This is a genomic window from Streptomyces sp. CA-294286 (assembly GCF_050947155.1).
Lineage (GTDB): Bacteria > Actinomycetota > Actinomycetes > Streptomycetales > Streptomycetaceae > Streptomyces.
Window position 1 is genome coordinate 5,140,834 of the sequence record NZ_CP192005.1, and the last position, 12,849, is coordinate 5,153,682.

Sequence of the window (12,849 nt, forward strand, 5' to 3'; positions counted from 1 at the left end):
CGCCTTCCTTCCGGACGTGAGAGCACCGCGCTCCGGCGAGCGCACCGTCTCGACGCCGTCGCCCCACTGCCTGTCCATCCGTCATTCCCTGGGCAGGGGGCGCGTGCGGGGAGACGGGGGGATTGTCGGGGGCGGTGTTTTTTGCGTGCGGACGCGGGCACGGGGCGCGTGCGGGGGGCAAGCGGGCGGCTGTCGAGGCCGGGGGTGCCCGACGCGCCCCTACAGCAGGGCGAACTGACCGCCCGGCCCCTCCTCCGGGTGGTCCAGCACCGACGCCGGTCTGCGCGCCCGGGGCGGGGCGGGCAGGACCTCCGCCGCGCACAGTTCGTCCCGGCCCAGGACCGCCGCACCGGGATCCCGCCGGGCGTCCCTCGCCCGGGCCAGCAGAGCCAGCACCGTCACCAGCTCCAGCAGCTCCGACGACCACTCCTGCGGCCACGTCCTGGGCCCGATCGCCTCCAGCGAACCGGCCCGCGCGGCAGCGGTCCTTTCCCCGAACCAGCGCTCCAGCACCCGCACCCCGCCCACCTCGAACTCCCAGGCCGACGGCGGCACCGGCGAGATCCGGCCGGTCGCGCCCACCAGCAGGGCGGCCTCCTCCGCGTCGTACGACAGGGTGCCCGGCCGCGCCGGGATCGCCGCCCGTACGTACGGGCGCCGCCCGCCCGGCAGCCGCGGGCGTTCCCCGCCCCGCGCCCCGCGCAGCAGCAGTGCGAGCACCCGGTGCCCCGACTCCACTCCCGCGCGCCAGACCTCCGGGTCGCGGGGCAGCGGCACCACCACTCCGCGCGCCGACGGCTGCGCCGCGTCCAGCGCCCACGCCAGCACGTCCTCCGGGACGACCCGGTACCCGTACCGGCCGCCGAGGAAGTCGAGCAGACCCGGGGCCAGGTTCGGCTCCCGGCCGCCGGGGCGGCGGTACAGGGGACGGATGCGGCCGGGGCGCCCGGCGGGGGAGCGGCCGTCGGGCAGCAGGGCGGTGGCGAGGAGCGCGGGACCGGACGAGCCCGGGACGTACCCCTGTTCGACGGCGAAGACCTGGTGGGTGGAGTCGACGACCCGCCACAGCTCGGGCCGGGCGGCGTCGATCAGCCGGTGGTCGGGGATCAGCCACTGTTCGTCGAAGGCCCCGTGCAGCACGCGGACCGGCTCGGGGCAGCGCCCGGACTCGGTAGCGAAGCGGGTGGTGGCGGTGCGCCGGCCGGGCAGTGCGGCGACGGCGGAGCGCGGCGTACGCAGCCGGGTCGGTCCGAAGAGCGCCTCCCGGTCCGCCTGCGCCCCGGCCCGTACCAGCGTGTCCCAGCGTGCCCGCAGGGACGCCGGGTCGGGGCCCATGACCCACCCGCGCCCCAGACGCAGCGGAGCCACGGACCACGGCATCAGGTCGTCGAGCAGCACGGCCCGCGAGGCCGCCCGCGGCGCGTCGGGCGCGGGCCGCGGGGTGCCGGGAAGGGGTTGCGGTGCCTCGGGAACGTCGCTCACGCCCCGCATGGTAGGCGGTGCGGGGCTCGGCGGCCGAGCCGTCAGTCCGCCTCCACCGTCACCGAGAAGGAGAACCGGTCACCGCGGTACCGGATGCGCGCCACGTCCACCACGCGCCCGTCCACGTCGTACGTCACGCCCGTGTAGTGCAGGATCGGGGAGAGCAGCGGGACGTTCAGCAGCCCGGCCGTCTCCGGGTCGGCGAGCCTGGCCTCGATGGTGTCGGTGATGCGGCTGATGCGCACGCCGACGAGGTCGCGCAGCACCTTCGTCATCGGCCAGCGTTCCAGGTCGCCGGCTTCGAGAAGCTCCGCGATCTCCGGACGGACCGCGTTCTCCGCCCAGTTGGTGGGTTCGCCGCTCTCCGCGTCGTGCCGCAGCCTGCGGTACGTCATCACCTCGGCCACGTCCGGGAAGTACTCGGCCAGTTCACCGGGAACCGGAACCGGACCGTGCCCCAGCAGCGTCGTCGGCTCGCCCGACTGCTGAGCCACGACGGCGTCGATCGAGCCGAGCAGGCGGCGCGGGGCGCCCCGCCTGGCCCCCGGCTCGATGAACGTGCCGCGCCGCCGGTGCCTGCTGATCAGGCCCTCCGCCTCCAGCTCCTTCAACGCCTGACGCATCGTCAGAACGCTGACCCCGTAGTGCGCGGCCAGGTTCTCCTCGGTGGGCAGGCGCAGCGAGGCGTCGGACGTGCGGCCCAGTATCGAGGCGCGCAGCGACTGCGACACCTGGTACCACAGCGGGAGTTTGCGGTTCAGCACGAGGGAGTCGGGGGCGAAGGCGGTCACCGGGGGTCTCCGTATGAGCGGTTACGGGCGGAAGTGGCGCTCAAGACCCTGCCACACCGCGTCGTACGACGGCTGGAGGTGTTCGGCCTGCGCCGCCTGCCGCGTCGCCGTCACCGGCCAGCGCGTCTCGAACATGAACGCCAGACCGTCGTCGATCTTCTGCGGCTTCAGCTCGGCCGCGCTCGCCCGGTCGAAGGTCTCCCGGTCGGGGCCGTGCGCGGACATCATGTTGTGCAGGGAGCCGCCGCCGGGGACGAAACCCTCCGCCTTGGCGTCGTACGCGCCGTCGATCAGGCCCATGTACTCGCTCATCACGTTGCGGTGGAAGTACGGCGGCCTGAAGGTGTCCTCGCCGACCAGCCAGCGCGGCGCGAACACCACGAAGTCCACGCCCGCCAGGCCCGGGGTGTCGGTCGGCGAGGTCAGGACGGTGAAGACGGACGGGTCCGGGTGGTCGTAGGAGATCGACCCGATGACATTGAAACGGTGCAGGTCGTAGACGTACGGCACGTGGTTGCCGTGCCAGGCGACGACGTCGAGCGGCGAGTGGTCGTACGTCGCCGACCAGAGGTTGCCGCAGAACTTGTTGAGCACCTCCACCGGACCCTCGACGTCCTCGTACGCGGCGACGGGAGCCCGGAAGTCCCGCGGGTTGGCGAGGCCGTTGGCGCCGATCGGGCCGAGATCGGGGAGCTGGAAGGGGGCGCCGTAGTTCTCGCAGACGTAACCCCGGGCGGTGGCGGTCAGCAGCTCCACGCGGAAGCGGATGCCGCGCGGGATCAGGACGACCTCGCCCGGTTCGGCGCGCAGCAGGCCGAACTCGGTACGGATCAGCAGGCCGCCGTGCTCGGGGACGATCAGCAGTTCGCCGTCGGCGTCGCTGAACACCCGTGTCCGCATGGAGGCGTTGGCGTGGTAGAGGTGGATCGCCATGCCGGTGCGCTGGGCGGCGTCGCCGTTGCCGCCCACGGTCCACAGGCCGGCGACGAAGTCGGTGCCGGGGGCGGGCTCGGGAAGCGGATTCCAGCGCAGCCGGTTGGGGTCGGGAACGGTCTCCGTGAACGGTGCGCTGCGCAGGTTTCCGTTGTCGGCCCGTTCGAAGGCGGGATGGGCGGCGGACGGGCGGATGCGGTACAGCCACGACCGGCGGTTGTGGGCGCGCGGCTCGGTGAAGGCGCTGCCGCTCAGCTGCTCCGCGTACAGGCCCAGCGGGGCGCGCTGCGGCGAGTTCCGGCCATGGGGGAGTGCGCCGGGAACGGCTTCGGAGCCGTGTTCGTTGCCGAAGCCCGAGGAGTACGTCAGGGCCTCGGCGGTCTTCCGCGCCTGCTCGACGTCCTGCTCGATGTCCCGCGGGGCGCGCCGCCCGCCGCTCTGCTCCGTGCTGTTGCCGCTCATCGTCCACTCCCGGTGAAATAAGGGGCTCAAGAGAATCCTATGGGTGACAGTAGGATTCCGCATCCGGGACGTCAACGGGGCGGGTGGGGTCGCGGGCGTGAGCGCGGCTCCGGTGCGGGCGGCCGGGTGTTCCCGGCCTCGTCCCGTTCCGCCATTCCCGACAGGCGTACCGGTCGGTATGCTCGCGGTGCCCGTACGCCGTCGTGCCCCCGGAGGGCCCCGTGTCCCGTACCAGTGCCGAGCCCCGTACCGCGTCCAGTGCCGAGCCCCGTACCGCGTCCAGTGCCGAGCCCCACGCCCCGACCGGCGCCGTCTCCCGTGCCGCGCCCCGTTCCGCATCCCGCGCCCCGACCGGCGAGGGATCCCGCACCGCCCTGCGGATCTGCCCGCTCTGCGAAGCCACCTGCGGTCTGACGCTCACCCTGGAGGGCACCCGCGTCACCCGGGCCAGAGGGGACGTCGACGACGTCTTCAGCCGGGGCTTCATCTGCCCCAAGGGCGCCGCGTTCGGTGAACTGGACGGCGACCCCGACCGGCTGCGCGCGCCCCTCGTCCGCACGGAGGGCGGTGGGTTCAGGGAAGCGAGCTGGGCCGAGGCCTTCGACGTGATCGCCGCCCGGATCCGGCCGGTGATCGAGGAACACGGGGGTGACGCGGTCGGCGTCGTGCTCGGCAACCCCAACGTGCACACCATGGCGGGCGCCCTCTACCCGCCCCTGCTGCTGACCGCCCTGCGCACCCGCAACCTGTTCACCGCGAGCACCGTCGACCAGATGCCCAAGCACGTCTCCAGCGGACTGCTCTTCGGCGACCCCTTCGCCATCCCGGTCCCCGACCTGGACCGCACCGACCACCTGCTGCTCCTCGGCGCCAACCCCCTGGAATCCAACGGGAGTCTGTGCACGGCACCCGACTTCCCCGGCAAGCTCAAGGCGCTCAAGGCGCGCGGCGGCACCCTCACCGTCGTCGACCCGCGCCGCACCCGTACCGCCAGGCTCGCCGACCGGCACGTGGCGATCCGGCCCGGCGCCGACGCGGCCCTGCTCGCCGCGCTCGCCCACGTCCTCTTCGACGAGAAGCTCCTCGCGCTCGGGGAACTGGCGGAGCAGGTCCAGGGCGTGGACGAGGTCGCCGAAGCGGTGGCCACGTTCAGCCCGGAGGCGGTCGCCGACGTGTGCGACGTGCCGGCCGACGAGATACGGGGGATGGCGCGCGAACTGGCCGCCGCGCCGACCGCCGCCGTGTACGGCCGGGTCGGCAATTCCACCGTCGAGTTCGGCACCCTCGCCAACTGGCTCGTCGACGTGCTGAACGTGCTGACCGGCAACCTGGACCGGCCGGGCGGCGCCCTGTTCCCGCTCTCCGCGACCTCCCCCGCACCGCGGGCCCCCGGGCCAGGCAAGGGGTTCGCCCTCGGGCGCTGGAAGAGCCGGGTCGGCGGCCACCCCGAGGCCAAGGGGGAACTGCCGCTCGCCGCCCTCGCCGAGGAGATCGAGACGCCGGGGGAGGGCAGGATCCGCGTCCTGATCACCATCGCCGCCAATCCCGTGCTCTCCGCCCCGGACGGCGACCGGCTCGACCGGGCGCTCGCCGACGGCCTCGACCTCATGGTCAGCGTCGATCCCTACCTCAACGAGACCTCCCGGCACGCGGACGTGATCCTGCCGCCTCCGCCGCCGTCCCGCAGCGCCCACTTCGACTTCGCCTTCAACGGGTTCGCGGTGCACGACCAGGTGCGCTTCACGCCCGCCGCCGTCGAGCTGGACCCCGACGGCATGGACGAGTGCGAGATCCACGCCCGGCTGGTGCTGGCCGTCAGCGGCATGCACGGGGCCGACCCCTCGGCGGTGGACGACACCGCCGTCGCGCGTCTGCTCGCCAAGGCGGAGGTCCCCGACCCGGAGGCCCTGGCCGCGCAGCTCACGGGCGCCGACGGCCCGCAACGCCGCCTCGACCTGATGCTCCGGCTCGGCCCGTACGACGGCCTCACGCTCGACGCGCTGCGAGCGGCCCCGCACGGCATCGACCTCGGCCCGCTGAAGCCGCGTCTCGGCCAGGTCCTGAAGACGCGGAGCGGACGCGTGGAGCTCCTGCCCGCTCCGATCGCGGGCGACCTCCCCCGGCTGCGGAGGGCCCTGGACGCGCGGAAGGACCCGAACGCGTTCGTTCTCGTGGGGCGCCGCCACTTGCGCTCCAACAACAGCTGGCTGCACAACGTGCCCGCGTTGAACGGCGGTTCGAACCGGTGCACGGTGCAGATCCACCCGCAGGACGCGGAGCGGCTGGGCGTGACGAACGGCGCTCAGGTACGGGTGCGCGGCGCGGGCGGCGCGGTCACGGCCCCGGCCGAGGTCACGGACACGCTGCGCCGCGGAGTGGTGAGCCTGCCGCACGGGTGGGGGCACGACCGGCCGGGCACGCGGCTCTCGGTGGCCGAGGCGAAGCCGGGGGTCAACGTGAACCAGCTGCTGGACGGGTCGCTGCTGGACCCGCTGTCGGGGACGGCGGTCCTGAACGGCTTCGAGGTGGAGGTGGAGGCGGTGTAGCGGGCGAGGCGGACGCGTCCCGGGGCGCAGTGCCCGGAAGGCACCCCTGGCGCCCAAAAACTAACACCGCTAGTTTGAGTGGGCGTGCCCCGGGAAGCGCGCCCCATCCACCCCACCACCCCGCAGCGGAGGACCCCATGCAGGCGCAGAATCGCATGTACATCGGCGGCGAGTGGCGCCCCGCCCTCGGCCAGGAAACGATCCCCGTCGTGAACCCCGCCGACGAGCAGGTCATCGGCCACGTTCCGGCAGGCACCGCCGCGGACGTCGACGCGGCGGTCGCCGCCGCACGGGCCGCGTTCCCCGCCTGGGCCGCCACCCCGCCCGCCGAACGCGCGGCCCGGCTCACCGCCCTGCGCGACGGCCTCGCCGCCCGCAAGGGCGACGTCGCCGCGACCGTCACCGCCGAACTGGGCGCCCCGCCCGCCCTCGCCGAAGCCGTGCACGCGGGCCTTCCGATCGTCGTCGCGGGCACCTACGCCGAACTCGCCGCCACCCACCCCTTCGAGGAGAAGCTCGGGACCTCCACCGTCTACGCCGAGCCCGTCGGCGTCGTCGGCGCCATCACCCCCTGGAACTACCCGCTGCACCAGATCGTCGCCAAGGTGGCACCCGCCCTGGCGGCGGGCTGCACGGTCGTCCTCAAGCCCGCCGAGGACACCCCGCTGACCGCGCAGCTCTTCGCCGAGGTGGTGCACGAAGCCGGTCTGCCCGCCGGGGTGTTCAATCTGGTGACCGGCCTGGGTCCGGTCGCCGGACAGGCACTCGCCGGACACGAGGGCGTCGACCTGGTGTCCTTCACCGGCTCGACCGCCGTCGGCCGGCAGATCGGGGCGGTCGCGGGCGCCGCCGTCAAGCGGGTCGCCCTGGAACTGGGCGGCAAGTCGGCGAACGTCATCCTGCCCGGCGCGGACCTCGCCAAGGCGGTCAACGTCGGCGTCGCCAACGTGATGTCCAACTCGGGGCAGACGTGCAGCGCGTGGACCCGCATGCTGGTCCACCGGGACAGCTACGACGAGGCCGTCTCGCTCGCCGCCGCCGCCGTCGCCAAGTACGTACCGGGCGAGCGGGTCGGCCCGCTCGTCAACGCCAAGCAGCAGGACCGTGTGCGCGGTTACATCGAGAAGGGGGTCGAAGAGGGCGCGCGCCTCGTCGCCGGCGGCCCCGAAGCCCCCCTCGACAAGGGGTACTACGTCTCGCCGACGGTCTTCGCCGACGTCACCCCGGACATGACGATCGCCCAGGAGGAGATCTTCGGCCCGGTCGTCTCGATCCTCCGCTACGAGGACGAGGAGGACGCCCTGCGCATCGCCAACGGCACGGTCTACGGGCTCGCGGGCGCGGTGTGGGCCGCGGACCCGGAGACCGCCACCGCCTTCGCCCGCCGCATGGACACCGGCCAGGTCGACATCAACGGCGGACGCTTCAACCCGCTCGCTCCGTTCGGCGGCTACAAGCAGTCCGGCGTCGGCCGCGAACTGGGCCCGCACGGCCTCGCGGAATACCTCCAGACCAAATCCCTCCAGTTCTGACCGCACCGCCGCCCGCGCCCGCTCGGGCGGCGGGCCGCCTCCTGCCACCCGCCCCCGCCCCGGCTGCTCCCTCGGGCGGCGGGGCGGCCGTTGAGGGGGCGCAAGGGGCGGGCCGGGGGCGGCCCCCGCCGAGTGCCCCGCGCCCGGCCCCGTACCCGTCCCCGTCCCCCCAGCGCCCCCGGCACCGCCGGAAGCTCGCCCCCGGCCCCGTGCAGCCCGCCCCCTACGCCCCGCCCCCGCCCCCGGAAACCCGCCGCGACCCCCAGGAGCCCGTCCCATGCCCCGCGCCGCCATTCTCCGCGCCCCGCACACCCCCCTCGAAGTCACCGACATCACCCTTCCTGCCCCCGCCCCCCACCAGGTGCGCATCCGCCTCACCACCGCCGGCGTCTGTCACTCGGACCTCTCCCTCACCAACGGCACCATGCGGCTGCCCACCCCCGCCGTCCTCGGCCACGAGGGAGCGGGCACCGTCACGGAGGTGGGCGAAGCCGTCACCGCCTTCGTCCCCGGCGACGAGGTCGTTCTCAACTGGGCTCCCTCCTGCGGCGTCTGCCACGCCTGCTCGCTCGGCGAGATCTGGCTGTGCGCCGACGCCCTCACCGGCGCCGCCCGTCTGCACGCCCGTACGACGGCCGACGGCACGGACCTCCACCCCGGCCTGAACGTCGGCGCCTTCGCGGAGGAGACCGTCGTCGACGCCTCCTGCGTGCTGCCCGCCCCGCCCGGCATCCCCCTCGCCGACGCGGCGCTCCTGGGCTGCGCGGTCCTCACCGGATACGGGGCGGTCCACCACAGCGCCCGGGTGCGCGAGGGGGAGACCGTCGTCGTCCACGGGGTCGGCGGCGTGGGCCTCGCCGCCCTCCAGGCCGCCCGCATCGCCGGAGCTTCGCAGATCATCGCCGTCGACGTCTCCCCGGCCAAGGAGGAACTCGCCCGCAGGGCCGGAGCCACCGACTACCTGATCGCCTCCGACACCACCGCCCGGGAGGTACGGAAGCTGACCGGCGGTCACGGCGCGGACGTCGCCGTCGAGTGCGTGGGCCGCGCCGCCACCATCCGCACCGCCTGGGAGTCCACCCGCCGCGGGGGCCGTACGACGGTCGTCGGGATCGGCGGCAAGGACCAGCAGGTCACCTTCCACGCGCTGGAGATCTTCCACTGGGGCCGCACCCTGACCGGCTGCGTGTACGGCAACAGCGACCCGGCCCGCGACCTTCCGGTCCTCGCCGAACACGTGCGCGCGGGCCGCCTCGACCTGGCCTCCATGGTCACCGAACGCATCACCCTGGACGGCATCCCGGCCGCCTTCGCCAACATGCTGGCGGGCAAGGGCGGCCGGGCGATGGTGGTGTTCTAGGCCCCGCGACTCACCGGATTCCGGCGGCGCGGGCGGCGTCCTCCCCGGCCGGGGGCACCGCGCCCCGCCGGGTCCGCGACCGGGAGACCGCCACCCCCGCCAGGCAGACCACGCCACCGAGCAGCGTCAGCCACCCGGGGACCTCGTCCAGCAGCAGCCACGACATCAGGACGACGATCGCCGGCACCGCGTACGTGGTCGCGCCCATCTTCCCGGCGGTCGTGCGCTTCAGCGCGTACGCCCAGGTGGTGAACGCCAGGGCGGTCGGGAAGACGCCCAGGTAGAGCATGTTGAGGGTGGCGGACAGCGGGGCGCGGGCCACGTCGTGGACCAGCTGTCCGGCGAACGGCAGGCAGGCGACGGCACCGATCAGGCAGCCGTACGCCGTGGCCTGGAGGGGTGTGGCGTGTCCCAGGGCGGGCTTCTGTGCGACCACGCCGATCGCGTACGTCACGGCCGCGGCCAGACACAGCCCCACGCCGAGCAGTGACGTTCCGCCGCCGCCCGACATCGAGACGCCCACGATCGCTGCGCCCGCGAACGACACCGCCATTCCCGCGAGCAGTCGCGGCGGCAGGCCCTCGCCGAGGAAGCGGCCTGCGAGCAGCGCCATCAGGATCGGCGCCACGTTCACCACCAGGGAGGCCGTGCCCGCGTCCACGAGCTGCTCGCCCCAGTTGAGGGCGACCGCGTACGCCCCGAACCACAGCAGTCCGGACGTGACGATTCCCGGCCAGGCGGCGCGCGGCGGCAGCCCCTCGCGGCGAAGCAGCACGAGGGCCACCAGGACGAGGGAGCCGGACAGCAGGCGACCCAGCGCCAGAGCGCCGGGCGCGTACGACTCGCCGGCGCTGCGGATCGACACGAAGGCCGAGGCCCAGAGCACGACGGTGACACCGGCGGCGACCAGGGCGAGAGGTTCGGCACGGCCGCCGGAACGGTCCGTGGCGGAGGGGGAGTTGCTCATGCCGCGATGCTAGGGCACGAATAGTTCGGCTGTCACCGAAGTATGTTCGGCGTCAGCGGAGCGCGTCTGCCTCGATGCCCAGCAGGTCGTACAGGGCCCGCTCGCCCGCCGCCGTCACCTTCACCGCCCGCTCGCTGCCGATCCGCACGCACCACTGCCTCTCCAGCGCCAGCCGGCACAGCTCCGCTCCCGCGATGCCCGCCAGGTGCCGCTTGCGCTCCGTCCAGTCCAGGCACGAACCGACCATGGGGCGGCGGCCCTTGGCCCGCAGGAGATGGACACCGAGTCCGCCGAACCAGTCGAGCCCCTCGTCCGTGAGGGCGAACCCGCTGCCCGTCAGCAGCAGCCCGCGCCGTTCCATCGCGTCCGTGATCGCGATGCCGAGCCGCCCGGCGAAATGGTCGTAGCAGGTGCGCCCGCGCGCCATGGCACTGCTCGCGCCCGCCGCGCGCAGGGTGTGCGGATTGTCGCGGCCGGGCAGCGCGTACGCGGCGACGGACTCGACGAGCTGAGCGGCCGCCGCGTCGGCGAGCCGTACGTAACGGTGTCTGCCCTGCCGTTCCTCGGTGAGCAGTCCGGCGGCGGTGAGCCGGCTCAGGTGCTCGCTCGCGGTGGAGGCGGCGACACCCGCCTGCCGGGCGAGCTCGCCTGCCGTCCAGGCGCGGCCGTCCAGCAGGGAGAGGAGGAAGACGGCCCGGGTCTCGTCGGCGAGCAGGGAGGCGACGTGGGCCAGCCTGAGTCCGGGCGGCGTCTGCGCGACGGTGTCGGCGGGGGCGGCTGCGGGGCCGGAGGAGGGCGACATCTCCCCAGCATGCCCCAGTGACCCTTCGGCGCGGACCGAACGGTCGCACCGTCATCCCTTCCGGTAGCCGCCCGCCTCGTACTGGCACCCCAGCCCGTCGAGCAGCGCCCGCAGCCCCGTTCCGAAGGCCCCCTCGTCCACCTTCTCCTGATGGTCCGCGAGCAGATGCGCCTGCTGGAGGTGCGGGTAGTCCGCCGGGTCGTACGCCGTCCGGTCGTCCACGAAGCCGCGGGCGAACGACCCCAGGGCGGAGCCCGTGATGAAGTACCGCATGAGGGCTCCGATGTGGGTGGCCTGCGCGGGCGGCCAGCCGGCCCGCGTCATCGCACCGAACACCGCGTCCGCGACCTTCAGGCCGGCCGGCCGCCGCCCGGGGCCCCGGGCCAGCACCGGGACGATGTGCGGGTGCGCGGTGAGCGCCGCGCGGTAGGAGAGCGCCCAGTCGTGCAGCGCCTCGCGCCAGTCGCGGGGATCGCCCTCGTCGAACATCGACAGGTCGACCTTCGCCGAGACCGCGTCCGCGACCGCCTCCAGAATTTCGTCCTTGGTGCGGAAGTGGTTGTAGAGGGACGGGCCGCTGACCCCCAGCTCGGCCGCCAGTCGCCGGGTGGACACCGCCTCCAGGCCCTCCGAGTCGACGAGCGCGCCCGCCGTCCCGACGATGCGGTCTCTGCTCAGGAGGGGCTTGCGTGGTCGGGCCATGCGGCACATAGTAGGCCCTGCACACCAGAAACTAGCAGTGCTAATTAATCGTGCGACGAACGGGATGGTGAGTGGTCCGTGAACCTGGAACTCAGCGAGGAGCAGGCTGCCGTCCAGCGGCTCGCCCGCGACTTCGTCACCCGCGAGATCACCCCGCACGTCGTCGAGTGGGACCGTGCCGAGAACGTCGACAGAGGGATCGTGAAGAAGCTCGGCGCGCTCGGCTTCCTCGGCCTCACCGTCCCCGAGGAGTACGGCGGCTCGGGCGGCGACCACCTCGCGTACTGCCTGGTCACCGAGGAGCTCGGCCGCGGCGACTCCTCGGTGCGCGGCATCGTCTCCGTGTCGCTCGGCCTGGTCGCCAAGACGATCGCCGCCTGGGGCAGTGAGGAGCAGAAGCAGCGGTGGCTGCCCGGCCTCACCTCGGGCGAAGCCGTCGGCTGCTTCGGCCTCACCGAGCCGGGCACCGGCTCCGATGCCGGAAACCTGAGCACCCGGGCCGTCCGCGACGGGGACGACTACGTCATCAACGGCACCAAGATGTTCATCACCAACGGCACCTGGGCCGACGTCGTCCTGCTCTTCGCCCGCTCCACCGACGCCCCCGGCCATCGGGGCGTCTCCGCCTTCCTCGTCCCCGCCGACACCCCCGGCCTCACCCGCCGCACCCTGCACGGCAAGCTCGGCCTGCGCGGCCAGGCCACCGCCGAACTCGTCCTCGAAGACGTCCGGGTCCCCGCCTCCGCGATGCTGGCGCCGGAGGGCAAGGGCTTCTCCGTCGCCATGTCCGCCCTGGCCAAGGGCCGGATGTCGGTCGCCGCCGGCTGCGTCGGCATCGCCCAGGCGGCACTGGACGCGGCACTCTCCTACGCCGGTGAGCGCGAGCAGTTCGGCAGGACCATCGCCCACCACCAGCTCGTCCAGGAACTGCTCAGCGACATCGCGGTCGACGTCGACGCGGCCCGCCTGCTCACCTGGCGCGTCGCCGACCTGGTCGACCGCGGCCTGCCGTTCGCCACCGAGGCGTCCAAGGCCAAGCTCTACGCCTCCGAGGCCGCCGTCCGTGCCGCGAACAACGCCCTTCAGGTGTACGGCGGCTACGGCTACATCGACGAGTACCCGGTCGGCAAACTGCTCCGGGACGCCCGCGTGATGACCCTCTACGAAGGCACCAGCCAGATCCAGAAGCTCCTCATCGGCCGGGCGCTGACGGGGATTTCGGCCTTCTGAGTACCCGACTGAGTACGAAAGCGGATGGTGCGCCCGGGTGAT

At 73.6% G+C, this 12,849-nt stretch carries 10 protein-coding genes; 4 read left to right on the forward strand and 6 right to left on the reverse strand.

All coding sequences use genetic code 11. From position 1 onward, the window contains the following. Positions 1-219: 219 nt before the first annotated feature. The 3 genes from ACQPZG_RS27420 to hmgA are packed head-to-tail and all read right to left on the reverse strand — an operon-like array spanning position 220 to position 3,668. Positions 220-1,491 carry a type ISP restriction/modification enzyme gene (locus tag ACQPZG_RS27420; RefSeq protein ID WP_433548373.1) on the reverse strand — a complete coding sequence of 424 codons (1,272 nt, stop codon included), beginning with the start codon at positions 1,489-1,491 and terminating at the stop codon, positions 220-222. 32 nt (positions 1,492-1,523) lie between these two features. Next, positions 1,524-2,273: a GntR family transcriptional regulator gene (locus tag ACQPZG_RS27425; protein ID WP_433548374.1), complete on the reverse strand. Its 750-nt coding sequence runs from the start codon at positions 2,271-2,273 to the stop codon at positions 1,524-1,526. 21 nt (positions 2,274-2,294) lie between these two features. Then, positions 2,295-3,668 (reverse strand): homogentisate 1,2-dioxygenase, encoded by a 1,374-nt coding sequence (gene hmgA / locus ACQPZG_RS27430; RefSeq protein WP_433548375.1) that lies wholly within the window; start codon positions 3,666-3,668, stop codon positions 2,295-2,297. A gap of 374 nt (positions 3,669-4,042) precedes the next feature. On the opposite strand from hmgA, the gene ACQPZG_RS27435 reads away from it, so the two are divergent. From ACQPZG_RS27435 to ACQPZG_RS27445, 3 genes are all read left to right on the forward strand, one after another. Continuing rightward, a complete protein-coding gene (locus ACQPZG_RS27435; protein ID WP_433549575.1) occupies positions 4,043-6,214 on the forward strand; it encodes a molybdopterin oxidoreductase family protein in 2,172 nt (723 codons plus the stop codon). A 137-nt stretch (positions 6,215-6,351) separates the two neighbouring features. Continuing rightward, entirely contained in the window at positions 6,352-7,746 is a 1,395-nt protein-coding gene (locus ACQPZG_RS27440; protein ID WP_433548376.1) for an aldehyde dehydrogenase family protein, read from the forward strand. Positions 7,747-8,023: 277 nt separating this feature from the next. Then, complete coding sequence (locus ACQPZG_RS27445; RefSeq protein ID WP_433548377.1) at positions 8,024-9,106, forward strand: Zn-dependent alcohol dehydrogenase; 1,083 nt, start codon at positions 8,024-8,026, stop codon at positions 9,104-9,106. Between the two features lie 10 nt (positions 9,107-9,116). Here ACQPZG_RS27445 and ACQPZG_RS27450 read toward each other — a convergent pair whose 3' ends face one another. From ACQPZG_RS27450 to ACQPZG_RS27460, 3 genes are read right to left on the reverse strand one after another with little or no spacing between them, the layout of a single operon-like run. Next, entirely contained in the window at positions 9,117-10,073 is a 957-nt protein-coding gene (locus ACQPZG_RS27450; RefSeq protein ID WP_433548378.1) for a DMT family transporter, read from the reverse strand. Positions 10,074-10,125: 52 nt separating this feature from the next. Next, a complete protein-coding gene (locus ACQPZG_RS27455; protein ID WP_433548379.1) occupies positions 10,126-10,875 on the reverse strand; it encodes an ArsR/SmtB family transcription factor in 750 nt (249 codons plus the stop codon). A 51-nt stretch (positions 10,876-10,926) separates the two neighbouring features. Then, complete coding sequence (locus tag ACQPZG_RS27460) at positions 10,927-11,577, reverse strand: TetR/AcrR family transcriptional regulator (protein WP_433548380.1); 651 nt, start codon at positions 11,575-11,577, stop codon at positions 10,927-10,929. Between the two features lie 78 nt (positions 11,578-11,655). On the opposite strand from ACQPZG_RS27460, the gene ACQPZG_RS27465 reads away from it, so the two are divergent. Next, positions 11,656-12,807 carry an acyl-CoA dehydrogenase family protein gene (locus ACQPZG_RS27465; RefSeq protein WP_433548381.1) on the forward strand — a complete coding sequence of 384 codons (1,152 nt, stop codon included), beginning with the start codon at positions 11,656-11,658 and terminating at the stop codon, positions 12,805-12,807. The last annotated feature ends 42 nt before the right edge of the window (positions 12,808-12,849 follow it).

Bases quoted from the DNA above. Each gene is read 5' to 3' on its own strand.
- ACQPZG_RS27455 (WP_433548379.1), bottom strand. From the start codon at position 10,875: ATGTCGCCCTCCTCCGGCCCCGCAGCCGCCCCCGCCGACACCGTCGCG.
- ACQPZG_RS27420 (WP_433548373.1), bottom strand. From the start codon at position 1,491: ATGCGGGGCGTGAGCGACGTTCCCGAGGCACCGCAACCCCTTCCCGGC.
- ACQPZG_RS27460 (WP_433548380.1), bottom strand. From the start codon at position 11,577: ATGGCCCGACCACGCAAGCCCCTCCTGAGCAGAGACCGCATCGTCGGG.
- hmgA (WP_433548375.1), bottom strand. From the start codon at position 3,668: ATGAGCGGCAACAGCACGGAGCAGAGCGGCGGGCGGCGCGCCCCGCGG.
- ACQPZG_RS27440 (WP_433548376.1), top strand. From the start codon at position 6,352: ATGCAGGCGCAGAATCGCATGTACATCGGCGGCGAGTGGCGCCCCGCC.
- ACQPZG_RS27450 (WP_433548378.1), bottom strand. From the start codon at position 10,073: ATGAGCAACTCCCCCTCCGCCACGGACCGTTCCGGCGGCCGTGCCGAA.
- ACQPZG_RS27445 (WP_433548377.1), top strand. From the start codon at position 8,024: ATGCCCCGCGCCGCCATTCTCCGCGCCCCGCACACCCCCCTCGAAGTC.